General features: G+C 65.8%; 22 protein-coding genes. 8 read left to right on the forward strand and 14 right to left on the reverse strand.

Going from position 1 to position 19,270, the window contains the following annotated elements:
• Window positions 1-30: 30 nt before the first annotated feature.
• Together AC5P9C_RS11795 and AC5P9C_RS11800 are read left to right on the forward strand one after the other, a co-directional pair.
• The gene (locus tag AC5P9C_RS11795; RefSeq protein WP_343540375.1) at window positions 31-870 is read left to right on the forward strand and encodes a type 1 glutamine amidotransferase domain-containing protein; all 840 of its coding nucleotides are present in this window, start codon (window positions 31-33) and stop codon (window positions 868-870) included.
• A gap of 97 nt (window positions 871-967) precedes the next feature.
• On the forward strand, window positions 968-1,705 hold the full coding sequence (locus tag AC5P9C_RS11800) for a hypothetical protein (protein WP_343540386.1): 738 nt from the start codon (window positions 968-970) through the stop codon (window positions 1,703-1,705).
• A 14-nt stretch (window positions 1,706-1,719) separates the two neighbouring features.
• Here the strand turns inward: AC5P9C_RS11800 and AC5P9C_RS11805 are convergent, their stop codons facing one another.
• From AC5P9C_RS11805 to AC5P9C_RS11815, 3 genes are read right to left on the reverse strand one after another with little or no spacing between them, the layout of a single operon-like run.
• The gene (locus AC5P9C_RS11805; protein WP_343540373.1) at window positions 1,720-1,926 is read right to left on the reverse strand and encodes a hypothetical protein; all 207 of its coding nucleotides are present in this window, start codon (window positions 1,924-1,926) and stop codon (window positions 1,720-1,722) included.
• A 52-nt stretch (window positions 1,927-1,978) separates the two neighbouring features.
• Window positions 1,979-5,185, reverse strand: a complete 3,207-nt coding sequence (locus AC5P9C_RS11810; protein WP_343540371.1) for a zeta toxin family protein — start codon at window positions 5,183-5,185, stop codon at window positions 1,979-1,981.
• Window positions 5,182-5,523: a hypothetical protein gene (locus AC5P9C_RS11815; RefSeq protein ID WP_143572903.1), complete on the reverse strand. Its 342-nt coding sequence runs from the start codon at window positions 5,521-5,523 to the stop codon at window positions 5,182-5,184. The genes AC5P9C_RS11810 and AC5P9C_RS11815 overlap by 4 nt, the downstream gene beginning before the upstream one ends.
• Window positions 5,524-5,752: 229 nt before the next feature.
• On the opposite strand from AC5P9C_RS11815, the gene AC5P9C_RS11820 reads away from it, so the two are divergent.
• Window positions 5,753-6,232 carry a tetratricopeptide repeat protein gene (locus tag AC5P9C_RS11820; protein WP_343540369.1) on the forward strand — a complete coding sequence of 160 codons (480 nt, stop codon included), beginning with the start codon at window positions 5,753-5,755 and terminating at the stop codon, window positions 6,230-6,232.
• A gap of 61 nt (window positions 6,233-6,293) precedes the next feature.
• Window positions 6,294-7,076, forward strand: coding sequence for a 3-hydroxybutyrate dehydrogenase (locus tag AC5P9C_RS11825; RefSeq protein ID WP_343540368.1), 783 nt, complete (start codon window positions 6,294-6,296; stop codon window positions 7,074-7,076).
• Here the strand turns inward: AC5P9C_RS11825 and AC5P9C_RS11830 are convergent.
• The 8 genes from AC5P9C_RS11830 to AC5P9C_RS11865 all read right to left on the reverse strand — a co-directional run bounded on the left by AC5P9C_RS11830 (window position 7,073) and on the right by AC5P9C_RS11865 (window position 11,604).
• Window positions 7,073-7,837 (reverse strand): COG4705 family protein, encoded by a 765-nt coding sequence (locus tag AC5P9C_RS11830; protein WP_343540367.1) that lies wholly within the window; start codon window positions 7,835-7,837, stop codon window positions 7,073-7,075. The genes AC5P9C_RS11825 and AC5P9C_RS11830 overlap by 4 nt on opposite strands.
• A gap of 97 nt (window positions 7,838-7,934) precedes the next feature.
• On the reverse strand, window positions 7,935-8,312 hold the full coding sequence (locus AC5P9C_RS11835; protein ID WP_343540366.1) for a DUF4180 domain-containing protein: 378 nt from the start codon (window positions 8,310-8,312) through the stop codon (window positions 7,935-7,937).
• On the reverse strand, window positions 8,305-9,171 hold the full coding sequence (locus AC5P9C_RS11840; protein WP_343540365.1) for an alpha/beta fold hydrolase: 867 nt from the start codon (window positions 9,169-9,171) through the stop codon (window positions 8,305-8,307). The genes AC5P9C_RS11835 and AC5P9C_RS11840 overlap by 8 nt, the downstream gene beginning before the upstream one ends.
• A complete protein-coding gene (locus AC5P9C_RS11845; protein WP_149901926.1) occupies window positions 9,168-9,587 on the reverse strand; it encodes a helix-turn-helix domain-containing protein in 420 nt (139 codons plus the stop codon). Before AC5P9C_RS11845 ends, AC5P9C_RS11840 begins: the two co-directional genes overlap by 4 nt.
• A gap of 134 nt (window positions 9,588-9,721) precedes the next feature.
• The gene (locus AC5P9C_RS11850; RefSeq protein ID WP_343540364.1) at window positions 9,722-10,180 is read right to left on the reverse strand and encodes an SRPBCC family protein; all 459 of its coding nucleotides are present in this window, start codon (window positions 10,178-10,180) and stop codon (window positions 9,722-9,724) included.
• A 2-nt stretch (window positions 10,181-10,182) separates the two neighbouring features.
• Window positions 10,183-10,497, reverse strand: a complete 315-nt coding sequence (locus tag AC5P9C_RS11855) for an ArsR/SmtB family transcription factor (RefSeq protein WP_005416268.1) — start codon at window positions 10,495-10,497, stop codon at window positions 10,183-10,185.
• An 11-nt stretch (window positions 10,498-10,508) separates the two neighbouring features.
• Entirely contained in the window at window positions 10,509-10,964 is a 456-nt protein-coding gene (locus AC5P9C_RS11860; RefSeq protein WP_343540363.1) for an SRPBCC family protein, read from the reverse strand.
• A gap of 184 nt (window positions 10,965-11,148) precedes the next feature.
• Window positions 11,149-11,604, reverse strand: a complete 456-nt coding sequence (locus AC5P9C_RS11865; protein WP_346715463.1) for a MarR family winged helix-turn-helix transcriptional regulator — start codon at window positions 11,602-11,604, stop codon at window positions 11,149-11,151.
• Window positions 11,605-11,684: 80 nt separating this feature from the next.
• Here AC5P9C_RS11865 and AC5P9C_RS11870 point away from each other — a divergent pair, with 80 nt between their 5' ends.
• The 3 genes from AC5P9C_RS11870 to AC5P9C_RS11880 all read left to right on the forward strand — a co-directional run bounded on the left by AC5P9C_RS11870 (window position 11,685) and on the right by AC5P9C_RS11880 (window position 14,083).
• A complete protein-coding gene (locus AC5P9C_RS11870; RefSeq protein WP_346715464.1) occupies window positions 11,685-12,782 on the forward strand; it encodes an FAD-dependent oxidoreductase in 1,098 nt (365 codons plus the stop codon).
• Between the two features lie 120 nt (window positions 12,783-12,902).
• The gene (locus AC5P9C_RS11875) at window positions 12,903-13,490 is read left to right on the forward strand and encodes a TetR/AcrR family transcriptional regulator (protein WP_103283019.1); all 588 of its coding nucleotides are present in this window, start codon (window positions 12,903-12,905) and stop codon (window positions 13,488-13,490) included.
• Between the two features lie 92 nt (window positions 13,491-13,582).
• The gene (locus AC5P9C_RS11880) at window positions 13,583-14,083 is read left to right on the forward strand and encodes a hypothetical protein (RefSeq protein WP_058982594.1); all 501 of its coding nucleotides are present in this window, start codon (window positions 13,583-13,585) and stop codon (window positions 14,081-14,083) included.
• Between the two features lie 11 nt (window positions 14,084-14,094).
• On the opposite strand, the gene AC5P9C_RS11885 is transcribed toward AC5P9C_RS11880, so the two are convergent.
• From AC5P9C_RS11885 to ftrA, 3 genes are all read right to left on the reverse strand, one after another.
• Entirely contained in the window at window positions 14,095-14,562 is a 468-nt protein-coding gene (locus AC5P9C_RS11885) for a chemotaxis protein CheW (RefSeq protein WP_288431779.1), read from the reverse strand.
• 107 nt (window positions 14,563-14,669) lie between these two features.
• Window positions 14,670-15,104: a BLUF domain-containing protein gene (locus AC5P9C_RS11890; protein ID WP_103283017.1), complete on the reverse strand. Its 435-nt coding sequence runs from the start codon at window positions 15,102-15,104 to the stop codon at window positions 14,670-14,672.
• A gap of 94 nt (window positions 15,105-15,198) precedes the next feature.
• Window positions 15,199-16,200, reverse strand: coding sequence for a transcriptional regulator FtrA (ftrA, locus tag AC5P9C_RS11895; RefSeq protein WP_057495310.1), 1,002 nt, complete (start codon window positions 16,198-16,200; stop codon window positions 15,199-15,201).
• A gap of 425 nt (window positions 16,201-16,625) precedes the next feature.
• Here ftrA and AC5P9C_RS11900 point away from each other — a divergent pair, with 425 nt between their 5' ends.
• Entirely contained in the window at window positions 16,626-19,208 is a 2,583-nt protein-coding gene (locus tag AC5P9C_RS11900) for a TonB-dependent receptor plug domain-containing protein (RefSeq protein WP_495205161.1), read from the forward strand.
• Window positions 19,209-19,270: the final 62 nt, after the last annotated feature.

Below are 19,270 nucleotides of genomic sequence, written 5' to 3' on the forward strand. Positions count from 1 at the left end.
GTGGCCGCCATTCCCCGATAGGAGCTCCCCATGAACCTGATGACCCGGCTGGCCGCAGCGCTGGCCCTGACCCTGGCCGCCACCGGCGCGCATGCCGCCAACGTGCTGGTGGTGCTGTCCGACGAAAACCACCTGGACCTGAAGGACGGCAAGGTGCTGTCCACCGGCTTCTATCTCAACGAGCTGATGCAGCCGGTCAAGCTGCTGCTGGACTCGGGCCACGAGGTGACCTTCGCCACGCCGTACGGGCGGGCGCCAACGGTGGACGCGTCCTCGGTGACGCCGGCGTACTTCGGCAATGATGCCGCGCAGCTGAAACTGCACAAGGACCTGATGGAGAAGCTGGCGCTGACCTCGCCGACGGCCTCGCCGGTGGTCAGCCTGGCGCGCGTTGAGCAGCAGGGCTACGCGCGTTTCGATGCGGTCTACATTCCCGGTGGCCACGCGCCGATGCAGGACCTGCTGAAGAGCCCCGCGCTGGGCCGGCTGCTGGCTGACTTCCATCAGCGCAGCAAGACCGCCGCGCTGGTCTGCCACGGACCGATCGCGCTGCTGTCCACGCTGCCGGATGCTGCGGGTTTCGTGGCGAAGCTGGAAGCGGGTTCGATGCCGGCCACGCCGAAGTGGATCTACAGCGGCTACAAGATGACGGTGATCAGCAACCAGGAAGAAGAACAGGCCAAACCGCTGCTGGGCGGCGGCGAGATGAAGTTCTACCCGCAGACGGCGTTGCAGCGGGCGGGGGCGAAGTTCAGCAGCAACACCACGCCGTGGACCGGGCATGTGGTGGTGGACCGCGAGCTGATTACCGGGCAGAACCCGGCTTCGGCGCTGGAGGTGGGGCAGCGGTTGGTGGAGCGGTTGAAGTAGGGCGGGTTCTGCATCGCATGCGATGCCGTGGCACCATGAAGCGCTGGCCTCTTCCTTATGGGGAGGCCGGTTTTCCAGGGAAGCCATTCAACACGACATGCGAACGTCCATCCTCTTCATTCTTTCGGTCCTGTGCCTGAACTTGCTGTCGGGCTGCGCCAGTGGGCCGGACTACCACCATTCCAATCGCGAGATTACCGGCGCGTTCGTGGCCGACGACGGCAAGCTGTACCTGCTGCCGGTCTATGACGAACCGATGCGCTTCGATGCGGCGCCGTTTCGTGATTACCGCGCCTTGATGGACAGCCCGTTGCGCGAGGCCGTGGTCTGCGCGCAGCTGTACTTCCGTGAGGACTGGCGCGTGCCGGCCGACCGGAGCAAGGTGCATGGCAGCTACGCGCTGCTGCTGCGGCCGGAGCAGGTGACGCCGGAACAGGCGGCGCAGTTCAAGCTGGAGCGGTTGGAGATCAGCCCGCGAGTGGCCAAGGCCATCGCTGCGTTGACGCGCCAGCCGTACATCCTTGAAGCGCGGAGCCGTTACGAGCTGGCGGCCAACCCGGACTGCGACCTTTCCAGGCAGGGTGGCAGCTATTACAGCGCGCTGTTCGAGAGTGATGGCGAGCGGGTGAAATTGCCGGATGCTGCGGCGCTGGCCGCGAAGGCGAAGCTGCCGCAGTCGATCACCGCGCGGGCTGAGCGGATCCGGCCGGACGATACGGACAAGCCGGGGGTTGGGACTGCGGCCGGGAAGGTGTTGGGGGCTGCGTTGGTGCCGGTGGCGGTTCCGGTGTTTGTGTTGAGCCTGCCGTTCCTGGGGCCGGATCATTGGAAGTGATGGGGCGCGTGCCGCTATTGCCTGCGTGAGTTTTCCCACCACTGCTTCACTGCAAGGAAGGCCTGAAGCAATAGGAAGATGCCCGCGAAATAGCCCCAGATCCAGAGTCCAATGTTGAGGGCATCTGGATTGCGGCGATAGGCTAGTAAAGCGAAGTACGATGTTCCAAAGAGCGCGGCAAGGATCTGTGTTCCCAGGAAGCCTTTGGTCAGGGGTTTCATTTCTTTCCCAGTCGATGCGGTAATGCCTGCGCCGATCGCTGCTTTGGCTGACTCAGCCCATGCTGGCGGCGCGGGCCTGGATATCGTGCTGCACGCGCTGATCTTCCAGCTGCTGATCAAGCTGATTGGTAATGGCACGCTGCTGTGCTTCGCGACTGACTGCGTCGAACTGCTGCGTTGATTCTTCGACCGAGGTCTGTGCGGCCAGTTCAGTCGGCATCGCGGCGCGCTGGTGTGCGGGGTCGCTGGGCTCGCCCTGGACCACGAACAGGGTGTGACCGGCGGGTTTGTCTGCGGTGGCGTTGCTCAGCAGTACGTGGTCGACGCGGTCCAGGTCGTTGTCCTTGGCTAGCACCAGCAGGCTGGCGGTCATGCGCTCGCTGGCTTCGTCGAAGGTGCGACCGTGTTTGGCGTCCAGCGCCGCTACGCCTTCGCGCACCTGTTGGTAGAGCGCATGATCGGGATGCTCGGGCTGGGTAGGCAGCAGGGGCGCGGGCGGCGCTTCGGGTTCCTGGATCGTTGCGCTTGAGGGTGATGCCGCCGGTGCCTCCACGGGTGGTGGCGTGTAGGGAGGTTCGTGCTGCGAGACTTGGGTCGCCGCGTCTGTCATCAGCGGGGGCGCAGCGGGCTCGGCTCTCGCGAGTGCGGCTGGAACGTCTGACTCCGGCTGGACCGACGCCGACTTCGCTTCGGCTTCGTGGAGGCGGGCAGTAGCCGGCGCGGCTTCAGCCACTTCGGTCTGGATTGACGGGGCCGGGGAGTGCGGGTCAGTTGCAACGGGCTCCTGCGCAGGAGCCGGGTGCCCGATATCCGGTGTCGGTAGCGCACTCACTTCTGGCTGCGCGGGAGATCGCTCAGCGGAGGGAATGTCGGGTGACGGCACAGGAGCTGCCGGCACCGGGTGCGCAGGAGGATTTGCCTCGGTATGCGCTTGCCGCTCGCTTGACTCATCCCATGCAGGTTGCGTTGCAGCGGCTGCGGTCGGCTCCTGTCGTGGTGCTTCGCGGCGAGCCGGTTCCCGTACAGATTCCACACGATCCGAAGGCGTCGGCGCTGCAGGCGCAGGAGCGTGATGCTCTTGTACCAAGGATGATGTGTTGGGCGCCAGTGCAGCGCGTTCAACGCTGTGCGCATCGATCACGGCTTGCGGCGTCAGCCGTTCTTCGGCGTGCTCGCCGCGAACCTCAGCCACGGCTGCGGCGGCCATCTGCTGCACCTGCGGTGCAGCGACGCCAAGTCGATTGGCTTCCTGCATGGCCTGTTCGTGAGCATCGCGCTCGTTGGCGGTCAATGCCTCGATACTGCGTTCGTGGGCGCTGGGTACGGGCGCCTCCATCTGTTGGATGGCCCGGATCTGCGGGTAGGTACTGTTCAACTCGTCGCGGATGTTGCCCTCGGCCAGCGAATCGTAGACCCAGCCGTCATGTAGCCACTCACCATCGCCCTGTTGCTGATAGGTGCGTCCGTCGGAGGCGAGTACGTGATCGGGATGCTCGCGTGCCCAGATCACTTCATCAGGAATAGCTCCGTACTGAGACCAGCCCTGGGCGGTGTAGGCCTCCTCATACTGCTTGGCAAAGGCCGCCGAGCTTCGGGCGGCGTTGAAGGCCATGATGCCCTGTGCGGCTTCATCAAGCTGCGCAGCCTTGGTGGCGTCGGCAACTTCGACCGTGGTGTTCTTGATGCCATGTTCGAGGACCTGATGGACGACCTCGCGTCGCCATTCACCGTTCTCCGGGTTGCGCTCCCAGGAACGCGGAAGGGCGCTGGGTGTATCGCTGGCGTCGCCGGCAATGCTGAAGGGATTGATCGGTTGATCCGGCTCGGACAGCCGCAGCCCGACGGCCCGGCTTGAGGCCTGGTAGTTCAGTTGCTGGGTCAATTCGGCGTCGGCCGTGAGCAGCGTGGTCGCGCCGTAGATCGGGCGATCGGCCAGGGTACCGACGGTGCCTACGATCTCCCGCTCGCTGTGTGTCCAGCCCTTCTCGGGATGCGCCGGGTCAAACGTCCAGACCCTACCGGTGCTGTCGGCCTGATTGTTGATCTGGTACTTCTCGATCCAATCGACGATCTCACCGCCACCCCAGGCGCCCAACCCGCCACCGATGATGCCGGTGACAATGGCGCCAGGGCCGGACTCGATGCCCAGCAGCGTACCGACCTTGGCGCCCACTGCCGCGCCGGTCCAACCGCCGACGCTGCGTGCTCCGAAGTCCAACAGCGCGGCTTCCGCGCCCGTCCGGTTGTCGCGCGCGTACAGGTCGGCAATCTTTGTTCCTTCGGTGGCGGCTTCAACGACCGTCGCTGCGGCGCCACCGATGACGGCGCCCCGCACCATGTTTGGGCGCACGCGGATGGTGTGGTCGACGCTGCGTGCTTCCTGGATGTTGGGCGTAATGCCTTCAACAACCTTGAGCGTTGCGCGCTCATCGAGAACGGCTGCCGCTGTTGGTGGGCTGACCTTGTCGTTGAGGGGCAGGGTGTCCGTAAGCTCGGCGTGCCAGCGGCCTTGTGCGCGCCAGCCATCGCGCAATGATTGGGTGATTCGGGGGTCTTTCAGCCGAGCCTCGCGTTCGGCTTCCAGCGCTGCGCCCGGTAGACGGGTATCGCTATGGCTGTCGTAGACCTGAGCGCCTTCGCGTCCGTAGAGTCGAATCTGGATGCCGGTCTCGGCCTGGACCTTGTCCAGATTTCCGGGCAGGGCATCGTAAACGTATTTGCGCACGTCTTCGGGGACGTAGCGGCCGAAGCCTTCGTCGTCCAGCTTGTCAGTAAACCTTCGGTCGACACCAAGCTCGCTTTCCAACCGATGTGCGACAACTCCCCGAATCTCCACTTCGTAGCCCTTGGCCTGGAGATTCTTGATCAGATTAACTGCGGCGTCGCCATTTCCTAGTGTCGTATCGAGGATGAGATTCCTGTGGCCCTCGACTGCCAGGGATCGCAGCTCTTTTGCCCATTGGCTGGCATCGGTGTGAGTATGCCCCGACCAGGTGTATGGGTGCTGCTGGACAAGCTGCGGAGCGTCACGGTGCATCTCCCGCAGCGCGTCGGGATCGATGGAAATGGCATCACCAGCAAGCTCTCGAATCGCAGCACCGGCAACCCCGCTCTTACCTGCGCCTGGCTGTCCAGCGAGTACAATTGCCTTGGGGTGCTCCTGAGGAGTGGTACTGTCCAGACCACTATGGGGAAGCACCTTCTCCGCAAACACCTGCGCATGCGCCTGGGGCGCGAGGCTCCAATCGGGTGAACTCAACGCTCTAGCTCCTGAAAATAGGAGTACATCGACTCATCTCCTATCCATTGGCTTTGTAGGCGCGCCCTAAGCATTAACCGTTCTTTTTCAAGTGCATTGGCAATATCCTGGGGATTCCCAGCCGCTTCAGCAGCGGCAAGCTCACTCCGTGCCTCCATGATGAACGTTCCGAGCCTGCCTTCCAATGCGGAGATCGCGTCGTCGAACGGCATTAAAGGAATCTGTCGTGATCGTTCGGCTGATCGATTCAGTACTTCCTGCAGTCGTTCGATATGTTCCGGATAGTCCTTGAGCATTTCCCGGAGTTTGGCTGGAACGGGTGGAGAGGAAAGGGTCAAGATTGTCACCTTTGGGGTAGATCCACGTAGATTCGAGAATATCCCCACATGCCTTGGTGGGTCCAATGCTATTTGCGACAATGTATAGGCAAATGGGTTGTGTCGATTTGGCCCACGAGTCAGATCACTGGGTCGCCATTCCTCGTGCGCTGGAGGAATGTACGGCATTGCGCATGCATAATCCCAATGGGGCGAACGGATGCCCGCAAACAGGAAGGAAGCCGGCGCCATGACGAACATGCCAACCCAGCTCACGACTGACTTCGATGCGATGCTCGACCGTGGTGACATTGCCGACGCGCGGCGGCTGTTGGCCCCGCAGCTTGCACGCGGGTGCGCCGAAGCGTTGTTCCTCTCTTCTTCGATGCCTGTAGGGGAGGACGACGCACACGCCGAGGCGGACAGCTTCGCGACCCTCAAGCAGGCCGCAGAGAAGGGCTATATCCCGGCAATCTATGCGGTAGGGCTGTGCCTGCTGACTGGTGACCGCGTCGAGCAGGATGTCATGCGGGCGGCCGCGCATTTTGAACGGGCATCGGAGGCCGGCTATCCGTCGGCCATGTACGAATTTGGCCTGGCGCTGTTCCATGGCAAGGGTGTCGCCAGCGACGTGCCACGTGCGGTGTACCTGATCCGCGCTTCGGCGCAGGGTGGGAATGAGTACGCCAGGGAGTTCCTGCTGGCGCACTCGTTGGACGTGGGCACGTAGGAGGAGGGTGCGGCGGCCGGTAACGCTACACTGGCGGCCTACCCCCGATGGAAGCTCACCCATGTTCAGTGGAAAGGTTGCGGTGGTCACCGGCTCCACCAGTGGTATCGGTCTTGGCATTGCCACCGCGCTGGCGCGGCAAGGTGCCGATATCGTGCTGAATGGCTTCGGCGATGCGACGGAGATCGAACGCATCCGTTCCAAGCTGGAAACCGAGTTCGGCGTGCGGGTGGCGCATGACGGCGCCGATCTTTCCCGTGGCGAGGCAGTGCGCGGGATGATTGAGCATGCCGTCGCGACGATGGGCCGCATCGACATCCTCGTAAATAACGCAGGCATCCAGCACACCGCCTCGATCGAGGAATTTCCCGTCGAAAAGTGGGATGCGATCCTCGCGCTGAATCTCTCGGCCGTATTCCATGCCACGGCGGCGGCCTTGCCGCACATGAAGCAGCAGGGCGCCGGCCGCATCATCAACATTGCGTCGGTACACGGCCTGGTGGGCTCGGTGAACAAGTCCGCCTACGTGGCGGCCAAGCATGGCGTGGTGGGGTTCACCAAGGTGACCGCGCTGGAGAATGCGGGCAGCGGGATCACCGCCAATGCCATCTGCCCGGGCTGGGTACGAACGGCGCTGGTCGAGCAGCAGATCACCGCGTTGGCCGAGCGCGAAGGCACGGATCAGGAGTCGGCCGCGCGTGCGCTGCTGGCTGAGAAGCAGCCGTCGTTGCAGTTCGTGACGCCCGAGCAGCTGGGTGAGATGGTGGTGTTCCTGGCTTCGGACGCGGCGGCGCAGATCACCGGAACGGCGCTACCGGTGGATGGGGGCTGGACCGCGCGTTAGTTTGCCGGTTGCGGTCGCCGCTGCAGCATCGGCAGTGCCACCAGTGTGGCGAGGAGGGTGAACAGCACCAGCGACGAGCCGACCGTACCGAAGCCCAGGCCACCCTTCTCCAGCGGCTTGGTGAGCAGGTCGCCGAAGGTGGCGCCGAACGGGCGGGTGAGCACGAAGGCGATCCAGAACAGGATGACCCGGTTGATGCCCTTGATGCGGCTGGCCAATGCGGTGAGCGCGATGAGGCTGCCGATCAGCAGTGCGCCGCCGGTGAAGCCCAGCCCGGAATCGTCGGCGAGAAAGTCGCCCAGCGCGGTGCCGAGCGTGTTGGAGAACAGCACGGCGGTCCAGTAGAAGCCTTCGGCGCGGCGCGATGCGATGTTGCTGACCGAGATCGATTTTTCCGATATCCGCCAGGCCAGCAGCACCAGCGCCAGGCAGCCGGCCAGCAGGCTGGCGCCGGTGGCGTAGCCCAGGCCTAGAGTGCGGTCGAGCAGGTCGGACATGGTGGTGCCGGCGGTGCTGGTGGCCAGCACCACTGACCAGAACAGCACCGGGTGGAAGCGCCGCGCCGACAGTTGCAGTGCCAGCAGGCCAGCGAAGATCGTCAGCAGGATCGCCGAGCTGGCCACGTAGCCCAGGTTGAGCGTCATCGACAGCAGGTCGCCCGCAGTCTCGCCGAGGGTGGTGGCGGCGATCTTCATCACCCAGAAGCCGAGCGTGACCGCCGCCACTTTGCTGTGCAGGGAGTCTGCGTCTGAAGCACTCATGGAACGTCGCCTGGGGAGCCTGCGGGCGATGCTGTGGTGGCGGGCGTCGGAGCGCGGTCGGAACCGGGTTCGGTGAGGGTGAGCGTGGGGCTGGCGTTCAGCCCACGCCGGCCGGGGCCGAAAGGCGCGCCAGCAGGGCGTCCCAGTCGGCCACGAAGCAGCCGTCGCGGCCGCGGTTGCATTCGGTGATCCACGCGTCCAGCGGTTCGCTCTGTGCGCGGTAGGCGCTGACATCGCCCAGGACGGCGAAGTGCAGGCGGTAGTTCACCAGCATCTGCAGCCACTGCCCGGCCATGCCGGAGCGCAGCTCGAAGAAGTCCGGAGAGAGGCGTTGCACCGGCACGGCGATCCACTCGGCCTGATGCCCGAGGGCATCGCCGACCAGATCGCGCAGGCCGTTGGCATCGAGTGTCGGGCCCTGCGGCTCGATGCGCAGGAGACGGATGGTGCCGATGTTCTCAATGGAATCATTCATGCCGGAGGCTCTGCAGGCGACGCAGCCGGGCGAGGATGTCTTCGCGCAGGCCGGGGATGTAGTGGTAGGCGTCTGCCAGCAGGGTGACGTCCGCCGTCGGGACGAGCCGTTTCATGCGTTCGGCGGCGGCAGGGGTATCGATGAGGGCATCACGCGCGCCCATGACAAGGGCTGCCGGTGGATGCAACGTAGCCAAGCGCTCGTCGCTGATACGGGGAATGCGCAGCGGACGTGGCCGGACCTCGGCACGGATCAATGCCAGCAGGTCGAGCAGCGGCTGCGCACGTGCAGGTGCACGCAGTGGCGCGGGGCCCATGACCGCACGGCGCAGGCGCTCACGCCCCCATCGGCCAAGCAGCAACAGTGGGAGCGCCTTGAGCAGGAATGCACGCTGGCGCCCGATACCCGAGGGGCTGACCAGGACCAGTGCGTTAACCTGGGCAGGCCTTCGCAACGCGTAGTCCATTGCCAGGAAACCGCCGAACGACAGGCCCACGAATGCAGCGCTTTCCACGCCGAGTGCGTCGAGGACATCATCCAGCCATTGCGCATGCGCATCGCTGTCCAGCGCAGGTTGCGTGCCTTCGCTGAGACCCGGTTCGCCAATGATGTCGACGGCATGCACGCGGTAGTACTCGCTCCAACGTGCGGCATCGAACATCCAGCTGGCGGCATTGCTGAGGGTGCCATGCAGCAGCACCAGGGCAGGGCCGTGTTCGGGGCCGCAGCTGACCACAAATGTCGAACCGGCGCGGGTGGCGAGATGGTGCGATTCGTGTGGTACCGGCCAGTCCGAAAGCACCTGGCGGTAGGCGGCAAGTACGCGCTGGGTGGGAATGCCGGGGCGCTGCCGCTTCATGCGCTGCGGTCCTGCAGCAGACGCTGCAGGCTGACCAGCAGTGCCGTGGAACCTGCCAGGCCACCGATCACGATCAGCTTGAGCACATCGTGCTCAGGCGAATAGATCGTCTCCATGCGCAGCGGCTCATCGTCGGCCGCGCGGCCGGTGACGCGCGCATGCAGGGCACGGACCAGGTCGGCGGCACGTGCCGCACCGCATCCGGGAATATCCACCACCGTGGTCATCTGTGGGCGCGCAGCGGAGGGCTCACGCACGGTGCCGGTGAACATGTCGAGGTCTTCAGCGGTGATGCGATAGGACTTGCCGATGCGGGTCGCGCGCAGTTGGCCGCTACGGATATGCCGCAGGACGGTTTTGGGGTGCAGGCTGAGCTGCTGGGCAGCCTGTTCGACGGTTAGCAACGCGGGGGACATATCGGAACTCGAGAACCATGTGCTCCCTATTGTTCCATGAAATTCAATTTTTGGGAGTGATTGGGTATTGGACGGCGGCGGCGACCGGGGGCCGTCTGCCCGGTGCCGCTCGCGCGGGCCAACCATCCCGACGGCTACGCTGGCTTCGCAAACACATCCAAGCCTTTGCCCGTCTCCAGCAGCGACTTCAGGCTGGACAGCACAATCGGCCAGCCCTGGCGGATGCCGGTATCCATGCCGCTACCCGGTTCCAGCTCCTCATGGGTCACCGTCAGCCGCACCATGTCCTGGTAGGGCACGATGTCGAAGGTGACCCGGCTGTAGGCATCCGGGTTGTCGGCCTGAGAGGCGGCGGCCCAGGTGATGACCAGCCGCGAGGGTGGGGTGCTCTCCACCACCTCGCCGACCAGCTCGACCGAGCGCGTTTCGTTGGCGCGCACGTGCTGCCAGCGCGAGCCGGGCTTCCAGTCCGAGACGTTCTCATGCCCCCAGTAGCGACTGGCGATCTCTGGGCGGGTGATGGCCTCGAACACCTTCTGTGGCGTGGAGGCGATATAGATCACGTGGATGAAGCCGGTAGTCTCTGCGGACATCGTCACTCTCCTTCCAGTTCGCGTTTCAGGTCATGCAGCAGGCTCAGGCGCTGCTGCTCGAACTTGCGTACCCAGCGCTCGTAGACTTCATGCAGCGGCACCGGGTTGATGAAGTGCAGCTTTTCGCGGCCGCGGCGCACGGTGCTGATCAGGTTGGCGTCTTCCAGCAGGCCCAGGTGCTGGGTGACCGATTGGCGGGCCATGTCCAGGTGTTCGCACAGCTGGCCCAGCGTCTGGCCGTTGTCCTCGCAGAGCAGGTCCAGCAGCGTCCTGCGCGTGGGGTCGGCCAAGGCCTTGAACACCTTGTCTGCATTCATGCGGGATGTCTTCAGTTCCAGTTGTCGATCCTGATGTCGTGCGGGTTGGGCTGGCCCTTGCCGGTTTCCAGCAGGGCCTTGAGGCTCATCAGGAACACCGCCCACTTGGTGCTGCAGTGGGAGGTGAACTCCACGCGTTCCTTCCAGCCTTCGTGGGTGAACAGCACGATGCAGTAGTCGCCTTCCTGTTTCAGTGCGAAACGCGCATGCGTGCCGATCCATTCGGCGGGGCCGGCGAGGAACTTCCAGAGCACCAGCTCGCCGGGAATGAGCTGTTCCAGCTGCATCTCCATGGCGCCGATTTCCTGGCCGTTGTTGGTGAAACGGACCTTGACCGTGCCGCCGGTCTCACGGTCGCCGTGGGTGTCTTCAGCCCACCAGGCCGCCACGCCTTCGGGGGTGGCCAGGGCCTGGTACACCTGGCTTGCGGGGGCTTTGATGCCGACCCGGTGTGCGATATCCACCATTGCAGGTTCCTCGCGTGGGCAGGCAGGTGCCGCCCTTGGGACGGACTATATGCAGGTAAATGCCTGCATGTCAAATCCAGCCCATGGCGTTGCGACCGTGGTAGTGCCGGCCGCTGGCCGGCATGCCAGTGGCGTTGGGTGACTGCAGTTGCCGGCCAGCGGCCGGCACTACCGGGGCGATGCGTCAGCTCTCCGCGTCCTGCAAGGCGGCATGGAGTTTGTCCGTGATGCGCTGCAGGGCGGCCAGATCATCGGCGGAGAGATGGTCGAGAAAGTACTGGCGGACGCCAGCGACGTGCACCGGCCGTGCCGCGCGCAGCTGTGCGTGACCTTCTGCGGTCATGCGGATCAGCACGACGTTGTCGCTGTCGGCATCGCGCTCGATCAGCCCGCGCCCGGCCATGCGGGTCAGCTGGTGCGAGAGGCGCGTCTTGTCCCATTCCAGGTAGTCCAGCAGTTCGCGCTGGCGGCGGCAGCGATCCTTGGCCTGGCTCAGCTCCATCAACACGATGAAGTCCGCCTTGGATAGGCCTGTGCTGCGGGTGATGTCCTGAACGATGCGGCCGGAGGTGATCTCGGCCATGCGCCGGAAGCCGCGCCAGGCGGCCCATTCGTCGGGGGTGATGCGGGGAGAGCTCATGGCCCCACGTTGCCGCGACAGGGTTGACATGTCAACAACCCGGGTCTACGGTTGACGTGTCAACTCCTCTGGATCACGCCATGCAACCCCCTTCCCGCATCGCCATCATCGGCGCAGGCCCCGCTGGTCTGACCGCTGCGCTGATCCTGCACCGCGGCGGCCACCGCGTGCGCGTGTACGAGGGCGAAGCGTCCGGGCAGCAGCGCACGCAGGGCGGCACGCTGGATCTGCACGACGATTCCGGCCAGGTGGCGCTGCAGCGCGCGGGCCTGCTGGAGGCTTTCCGCGCAGTGGCGCGCCACGAGGGGCAGGAGGCGCGAACGGGCGACCCGTGGTCCGGGGTGATCACCACCGGTGGGTTCGGGCCGGAAGGGAGCAAGGACAAGCCAGAGATCGACCGTGGCGATCTGCGCCAACTGCTGATGGATGCGCTGCCGGCGGACGCGGTGCAGTGGGGCCACCGCCTGACCGAGCTCGTCCCTGCACAGGCGGGCGGCCACCGCCTGCGCTTCGCCAACGGCGTGGAGCACGAGGCGGACATCGTGATCGGTGCCGATGGCGCGTGGTCGAAAGTGCGCGCGGCGTTGAGTGCGTGCCAGCCGCTGCCAACCGGCATTACCTTTTTCGAGGGTTGGATCGAGCGGCCAGCAGCCGACATCTCAGCGATGGTCGGGCAGGGCAGCCTGTTCTGCTTTGGCGGCGAGGAGGCCCTGTTCGTGCAACGCAACAGCCGTGATCGGCTCTGCGTGTATGCGGCGCTGAAGCGCTCCTCCGAGTGGCTCGATGCACGGATCGCGCAGCACGGCATGCGGACGCTGGTGACAGGCAGCTATGCCGGGTGGGCCCCGAATCTTCGGCGCGTGCTGGAGGCCTGCACGGACTTCGTGCGGCGGCCGATCTACAGCCTGCCGGCGGATTTCCGCTGGACCCCGCGCGATGGCGTGACCCTGGTCGGTGATGCGGCGCATCTGATGCCGCCAGTGGGCGTGGGCGTGAACCTGGCGATGCTGGACGCGTCGGATGTGGCGATGGCGTTGTGTGCGCAGCCGGATGCGATCAGCGCCCTCCGTGAAGCGGAAGCGCTGGTCTGCGAACGCGCCCGCGCGCTGATGCCCGATGCGATCGAGGGGTTCCAGCGCTGGTTCATTACCGACGAGGCTGCTGACGGCGGTTGCTGATCGCTTCACTGGCAATCGACCGGTTGCCGCAGTGCCCAGGTCGTGCGAATGCGGTGCCGATCTTTCCGCGCGAACCCCGGGGGCTTGACAGGCGAGTCTACCAACTAGTAGATTGACTACATGAAGGAATCGCTCTCGCCCAAGGCCCAGGAAATCCTGGTCCACGCCCGTGCGCTGCTGGAGGCCGGTGGCTACAACGGCTTCAGCTACGCCGACGTGTCGGCGCGGGTGAACATCAGCAAGGCCAGCATCCATCATCACTTCCCCAGCAAGGCGGACCTGGTGCGCACGGTGGTCGAGCTGTACCGGGCCGAGGCGCGCGAGGGCCTGGCGCTGCTGGATCGCCAGCTCGACGACCCGCTGCAGGAACTCAGCGCGTATGTGGAGTACTGGTCCAGCTGTATTGCAGGGGGGACGTCCTCGTTCTGCATCTGCGCGATGCTGGCCGCCGAGGCGCCGATGATTCCGCCGGAAATTGCCGAGGAAGTGCGTGGACATTTCGAGGACCTGAGCGGCTGGCTGGCCCTCACCCTGGAAAAGGGTGCGGCGCTTGGGCAACTGCGCCTGCAGGGTTCGGCGGCGGACGAGGCCAAGGCCTTCATGTCATCGGTGCATGGCGCGATGCTGGCCGCGCGCGGTTTCGGTGACGCGGCGACCTTTGCTGCGCTGGCACGGCTGGCCATCGCGCGGGTGAGCGCGGCGACCTGAGCGATGTGTGGTGGGCCTGCGGCGACGCGGGCCTTCTTTTTGAGTCCAATGCCTACCTACTAGTAGGTTCATCCTGTTCCGGAGATATGTCCATGTCGCACCCTCTGTCCACGCTCGGCGTGATCCATACCGCTGTCAGCCTGATCCCGGTGTTGAGCGGCCTGTATGCCTTCATCCGCCACCGCGCAATCGATCCCGCCACCCGCGCGGGCAAGCTGTACCTGGTGGGCCTGGTGCTGTCGGTGGCCACCTCGTTCACCGTCTCCAGCACCGGGGGGCTCAATCCGGGCCACGCGTTCGGGGTGGTCGTGCTGCTGGTGGCATTCGGCGGCGTGCTGGCCGCGCGGCTGCGCTGGCTGGGGCGCGCCGCGCGTTACCTGTCGACCTTCGCACTGTCGTTCAGCTTCCTGCTCTCGTTGGTGCCCGGCGTCAACGAAACGCTGACCCGCTTGCCGGCAGCGCATCCGATTGCAGCGGCGCCGATGGCCCCGGTGGTGCTGCACACCCTGCTGGCCTGCCTGGTGGTGTTCGTGATCGGCTTTGCCGCGCAGTGCTGGAGGCTGCGAAACCGTGCCTTGGCAGGACGATCCTGAGGCGCTGCCGGTCACCCCTGCGTGGCGAGTGCGGCCAGCAGTGCCACCGGTTCGATCAGTGCAGCCGAGCGTGCCGGGTCAAGTTGAATGTGCCCGCTGCAGAAGCCGAACGATTGGCCCGCGGCACGCTCGGGGACGCGTGTGGTCGCGTCGGGTGCCTCAATCTCCAGCACTTCGTCCACGGCCAGCGCCAGGGGTGCGGTGCCGGCGTTGATCAACAGCATGGCCGGGCTGCCACCCTCGAATGCCGGTTGGCCGCTCATGCGGCGCAGGTCGACGACGGGTAACGGTTGCCCACGGACCTCCAGGGTCGGTCTGCCATGGTGGTCTGCAGGGCCGAATCTCTCCGGACCGCGTATTTCGACCGCCGCCTGGATGTCGGTGGCGAACAGGACGGTGCCTGCACGCACGACGATGACCTCGAACAGGTCGGCAGGCGATGCGCGTGTTTCCGTTGCAGGGTGGGCGGGTACGGGCATGCGATGGGCGTGGCGAAGACGATGGGAAGGGGGATCTGGATGATGACGCCTGAACGCAGCGCGCGGCCGCGGCGGCGTGCGCGTGCAAGGCGACGGTTCAGTGTGTATCAGGCGTTTGCGGGTGGCGCGCCGACGCTGCCGACGCGTGGAAAATGCGGACGCAGCAGGCCGACGAGCTGGTCCATGCCCGGGATGGCGTGGCCGAACTCGTCCCAGCGCGCATTCACCAGGCCGGACACCACGATCTGCCCGGTCTCGATGTGGGTCATCGCCCAGTACGGAACGGCACGCGCGCTGATGGCCATGTCCAGTACCGGGGCGACGGCCGCGTGCGAACGGCTGTCCAGGATGCGGCGCCTGACCGCCGCCAGGCCGTCGGGCGGGCCTTCGATGTACTGGAAAAACCGCTGGCCGTCGACGATCAGCGCACCGGTAACGTCCACCCGGCGATTGAACGCGGCAGATTGCAAGACGATCTGGCGGAGGGCGTGATTGGACAGCCCAGCCGACATGCGGCTGGAGTAAGCAAATGCATGGAGCATGGAAGGGGCTTCTTGTGACGCACGTCACTATACGCACGCAAGCCCGCACCGTCGTGAGGCTTTGCTCACGCCACGCCTGGCACCGCGCACTGGGTCAACAGCCCACCAGGCGGTCGGCACCGAGACCGCCGCGGTGCTGGTTGCGGTACTCGGCAGGACTGGCGTCGACCTGGCCGCGGAAGTGCCGGCGGAAGGATTCCTGCGAACCAAAGCCGGCCTGCTCGGCGATCCACTGCAGGGGCCGGTCGGTGGTTTCCAGCAGCTCGCGCGCGAAGGCCACGCGTTCGCGGATCAGCCAGTCGATGGGTGACAGGCCGGTGGCCTCCAGGAACTGCCGCTGCAGCGTGCGCTGGCTGAGCGCGGCCTGCTCGGCGAGGCTGCCGAGCGAGTGCGGCTCGCGCAGGTTGCGGCGCATCCATTCCATCAGCTTTGCCAAGCGGGTGGGCTCGCCGTGGGGAATGGCGCGGCTGACGCGCTGGCTGCGCCCGGCGTCGCGCCACGGTGCCAGCACCAGCCGTTCGGCCACCAGGTTGGCCACGCGCGCGCCGTAATCCTTGCGCACCATGTGCAGCATCATGTCCATGCCGGTGGCCGAGCCGGCCGAAGTGATGATGCTGCCGGTATCCACGTACAGCACATCCTCCCGCACATCGATGCGCGGGAAGTCGCGTGCGAGTGATTCGGTGAGGCGCCAGTGCGTGGTGGCCTGGCGGCCATCGAGCAGCCCGGCCCAGGCCAGCACGAAGGCACCGGAGCAGATCGAGGTGATGCGCGCGCCACGGGCATGCGCACGGATCAGTGCATCGAGCAGCGCCTGTGGCGGACGTTCGCTGGGCTCGCGCCAGCCGGGGATGACGATGATGTCGGCGTCATCGACCGTGCTGAGATCGTAGGGCAGCTGCACCTGCGCATTACCGAGCATGCGCAGCGCGCCGGGCTCGCCCGCGCACAGCTGGGTGCGGTACCAGGCCACGCCGAGTTCCGGCCGCACCGGCGCGAACAGGCCAACCGCGCAGCCGAACTCGAACAGCCCCTGGCCGTGGCAGGCGACGATGGCGACGAGCGGTGCGCTGGGATCGGCGGAAGGGCTGGGCATGGCTAGATGCTACGGGCGGCGGTGCGCGGCGCTGAGTGGCGCGCGGGCATGAGGTGATGCCTGTGGAGCATGTGCACGGGTGACATTCCTGGCTTGGGGCGCCCGACGGTGTAGGGTCGACTGTTGGTCGACTATCGCGCGCAGCGCGGGCTTCCAGGCGGTATCGCCAACAGCAGTCGACTAACAGTCGACTCTACCCCGTCGGTTGCCGACCGCCGCCGGTCACCCACCAGCCGCCGCACATCACCCAACGTCGATTGCCCATCGCCGTCCCATGCGCGTGCTGTGCACGCCTGCCTAACGTCATTACCAGCCGTCATGTGGCTGGCCGGATATGACGGTTGGGTGACGCGATCCCGCCTGTTGCCGCGGGTGAACAGGCCCTTGAATGGAAGCGTGTTTCCGGCCCACCCCCACGAGCCCCCATGCCTGCCGCCCACGCCCCTGTCCTGAGCCCCCTTGCTGTCCTGATCGCTGCCGTTCTGGCCGCATCGCCTGGCCACGCGGCCGAAGCCGATGCCGATGCCGATCCCGCTGCCACCGCCGCGACAGCCAACGTGGCTGCGTCCACGCTGGATGCGGTGGTGGTGACCGGTTCGCGTACCAGCACGCGCACCGTGAAGAACAGCTCCACGCCGATCGATGTGATCTCTGCCGAAGACCTGGCCGCCACCGGCCAGGCGAACCTGCTGGAAGCGCTGCAACGTGCGCTGCCGTCGCTGAGCCAGATCGGCGGCTACCAGAGCGACCAGGAGAGCCTGATCCGTGGCTACCAGCTGCGCAACCTGTCACCGGGCTACACGCTGGTGCTGGTGAACGGCAAGCGCCGCAATGCCAGCGCCTACGTGAGTGGGGCCAACGGCGGCGGCTTTCCGGGCCACGCCTGGGCCGACCTGGCGCTGATTCCGGTGTCGGCCATCGACCATGTGGAAGTGCTGCGCGATGGTGCGTCGGCCATCTATGGCTCGGACGCGATCACCGGCGTGGTCAACGTGATCCTGAAGTCGCAGGCGCATGGCGGTGACCTGTCGGTTGAGAGCGGGCAGAGCATCGATGGCGACGGTTCGCGTACCAGTGTGCGCGCCAACGTCGGCCTGCCATGGGGCCAGGACGGCTTCGTCAATCTGTCCGGTGAAACCACCCGCCAGCATCATGCGATCCGCAGCCGCCGCTACATCGACGGTTACCTGAGCTACCCGGCGGTGGATGCCAATGGCAATCGGGTAGCGTTGCGCCCGAACAACCGGTTGCCCGCCGGTGCGTCGCCGAACCCCGCCGAGGCCGGCCGCGATGCGGAGGCCAACATCATCCTCAGCTCGCCGTCGTACGCGTTGAAGGCCTTCGCAGTGAATGCGGGCCATGGCCTGGGCGAGCGCGCGCAGTTCTACGCCAACGCCACGGCCAGCGATCGCACCGCGCAGGCGATCCAGAACTTCCGCCTGCCGGCGACCATCTTCACCACCTACAAGGCGCCCGGGGTGCTGAGCGTGTTCCCCGATGGCTTCCTGCCCGTGCTGGAAACCAAGGAAAAGCAGTACACCGGCACTGCGGGCGTGAAAGGGCAGGTGGCAGGCTGGGACTACGACGCCAGCCTGACCGGCAACCGCAGCACGGTGCGCACCTATACCCGCAACTCGGTGAACTACTCGTTGCCGTACCCCGGATCGCCCACTGACTTCTATGACGGCAAGCTGGACTACCAGCAGGGCATCGCCAACCTGGACCTGCGCCGTGGCTTCGAGGTGGCCGCCTTTGCGTCACCGCTGGAAGTGAGCGCAGGCGCCGAGTACCAGCAGGAACAGTACGAACGCGGGGCCGGGCAGTGGGAGTCGTACACCGGCTTCGGCGCCGCCGCGTTCGTGGGCTACTCCACCGCCGATGCGGTGAAGGCGACGCGCAACAGCAAGGCGGTCTATGTGGGCGCGGCCAGCAACATCACCTCGCGCTGGTATCTGGATGCGGCTGCACGCTGGGAAGATCATTCCGACTTCGGCAGCGTGTCCACGGGCCGCCTGACCACGCGCTTCGACTTCACCGACGCGTTGGGTGTACGCGCGACGGTCAGCAATGGTTTCCATGCGCCCAGCCTCGGCGCGCAGTACTACCAGGCCACCGGCAGCTGCCCGTGCGGTACCACGCTGGTGGCGCAGGTGTCTTCGCCGGCGGCGATTGCGCTGGGTGCCACGCCGCTGAAGCCCGAGAAAGCCACCAACTACAGCCTGGGCGTGACCTGGGACCCGAGCCCTGCATTTCACCTGGCCGTGGATGCCTACCAGATCGACATCCGCGGCCAGCTCGGCCAGTCCAGCCAGATCGGTTACAACGCGCAGGACCCGGCGCGCATCACCGACAACAGCGGTACGGTGTTGAGTGCGGCGCAGAAGAACACCATCGATGCGCTGCTGGGTTCCGCCGGCATCAGCATCCTGCCGGGTGATGCGTTCTACGCCAGCTACTTCACCAATGTGGGCAATACCCGCACACGCGGTGTCGAGCTGACCCTGGAAGCCAACCAGGACACCGCGTGGGGCAAGCTGCGCTGGAGCTACGCGGCCAACGTCGGGCGTACCACCATCCAGAAGGTGAGCGACATTCCGGCGGCGCTGCAGGGGCTGCCGAACATCAACCTGCTGACCAAGAGCAGCGAATACGCGCTGCGCTTCCGCACGCCCAGCTACACCCAGGTGGCGGGCTTGGGCTGGCAGAACGGGCGCTGGCGCTCGAACCTGGATTTCACCTACTACGGACCGATCAAGCGCCTGAACAACGGCGTGGAGTACAAGCAGCCGCCGGTGCTGGTGACCAATCTCTCCGGCGCCGTGGAGCTGGGCGCAGGCTGGAGTGCAGCGCTGGGCATCAACAACGTGTTCGACAAGCGCACGCGCAAGGTACCCGCGTATGCACGCAGTGCCACCGATGTGGCGAGCATCGAGACGACCTGGGATTCGGGCGACGTGCTGAGCCGGATCGGGGCGTTCTGGTACGGGCGGATCAACTACCGGTTCTGAGGCGGGAAGCAGCCGGGCATGGCTCGGCTCTACATAACGCGAAAGGCGGCCGGACAGGGTCC

The sequence above is a fragment of the Stenotrophomonas sp. YJH_SMC_10 genome (genome assembly GCF_059371555.1).

Coding starts and splice junctions, on each gene's coding strand:
- AC5P9C_RS11875 (WP_103283019.1), top strand. CDS start 12,903: ATGAAGGAATCGCTCTCGCCCAAGGCCCAGGAAATCCTGGTCCACGCC.
- AC5P9C_RS11865 (WP_346715463.1), bottom strand. CDS start 11,604: ATGAGCTCTCCCCGCATCACCCCCGACGAATGGGCCGCCTGGCGCGGC.
- AC5P9C_RS11850 (WP_343540364.1), bottom strand. CDS start 10,180: ATGTCCGCAGAGACTACCGGCTTCATCCACGTGATCTATATCGCCTCC.
- AC5P9C_RS11800 (WP_343540386.1), top strand. CDS start 968: ATGCGAACGTCCATCCTCTTCATTCTTTCGGTCCTGTGCCTGAACTTG.
- AC5P9C_RS11820 (WP_343540369.1), top strand. CDS start 5,753: ATGACGAACATGCCAACCCAGCTCACGACTGACTTCGATGCGATGCTC.
- ftrA (WP_057495310.1), bottom strand. CDS start 16,200: ATGCCCAGCCCTTCCGCCGATCCCAGCGCACCGCTCGTCGCCATCGTC.
- AC5P9C_RS11885 (WP_288431779.1), bottom strand. CDS start 14,562: ATGCCCGTACCCGCCCACCCTGCAACGGAAACACGCGCATCGCCTGCC.
- AC5P9C_RS11880 (WP_058982594.1), top strand. CDS start 13,583: ATGTCGCACCCTCTGTCCACGCTCGGCGTGATCCATACCGCTGTCAGC.
- AC5P9C_RS11860 (WP_343540363.1), bottom strand. CDS start 10,964: ATGGTGGATATCGCACACCGGGTCGGCATCAAAGCCCCCGCAAGCCAG.
- AC5P9C_RS11890 (WP_103283017.1), bottom strand. CDS start 15,104: ATGCTCCATGCATTTGCTTACTCCAGCCGCATGTCGGCTGGGCTGTCC.
- AC5P9C_RS11855 (WP_005416268.1), bottom strand. CDS start 10,497: ATGAATGCAGACAAGGTGTTCAAGGCCTTGGCCGACCCCACGCGCAGG.
- AC5P9C_RS11870 (WP_346715464.1), top strand. CDS start 11,685: ATGCAACCCCCTTCCCGCATCGCCATCATCGGCGCAGGCCCCGCTGGT.
- AC5P9C_RS11840 (WP_343540365.1), bottom strand. CDS start 9,171: ATGAAGCGGCAGCGCCCCGGCATTCCCACCCAGCGCGTACTTGCCGCC.
- AC5P9C_RS11835 (WP_343540366.1), bottom strand. CDS start 8,312: ATGAATGATTCCATTGAGAACATCGGCACCATCCGTCTCCTGCGCATC.
- AC5P9C_RS11900 (WP_495205161.1), top strand. CDS start 16,626: ATGCCTGCCGCCCACGCCCCTGTCCTGAGCCCCCTTGCTGTCCTGATC.
- AC5P9C_RS11830 (WP_343540367.1), bottom strand. CDS start 7,837: ATGAGTGCTTCAGACGCAGACTCCCTGCACAGCAAAGTGGCGGCGGTC.
- AC5P9C_RS11805 (WP_343540373.1), bottom strand. CDS start 1,926: ATGAAACCCCTGACCAAAGGCTTCCTGGGAACACAGATCCTTGCCGCG.
- AC5P9C_RS11845 (WP_149901926.1), bottom strand. CDS start 9,587: ATGTCCCCCGCGTTGCTAACCGTCGAACAGGCTGCCCAGCAGCTCAGC.
- AC5P9C_RS11825 (WP_343540368.1), top strand. CDS start 6,294: ATGTTCAGTGGAAAGGTTGCGGTGGTCACCGGCTCCACCAGTGGTATC.
- AC5P9C_RS11795 (WP_343540375.1), top strand. CDS start 31: ATGAACCTGATGACCCGGCTGGCCGCAGCGCTGGCCCTGACCCTGGCC.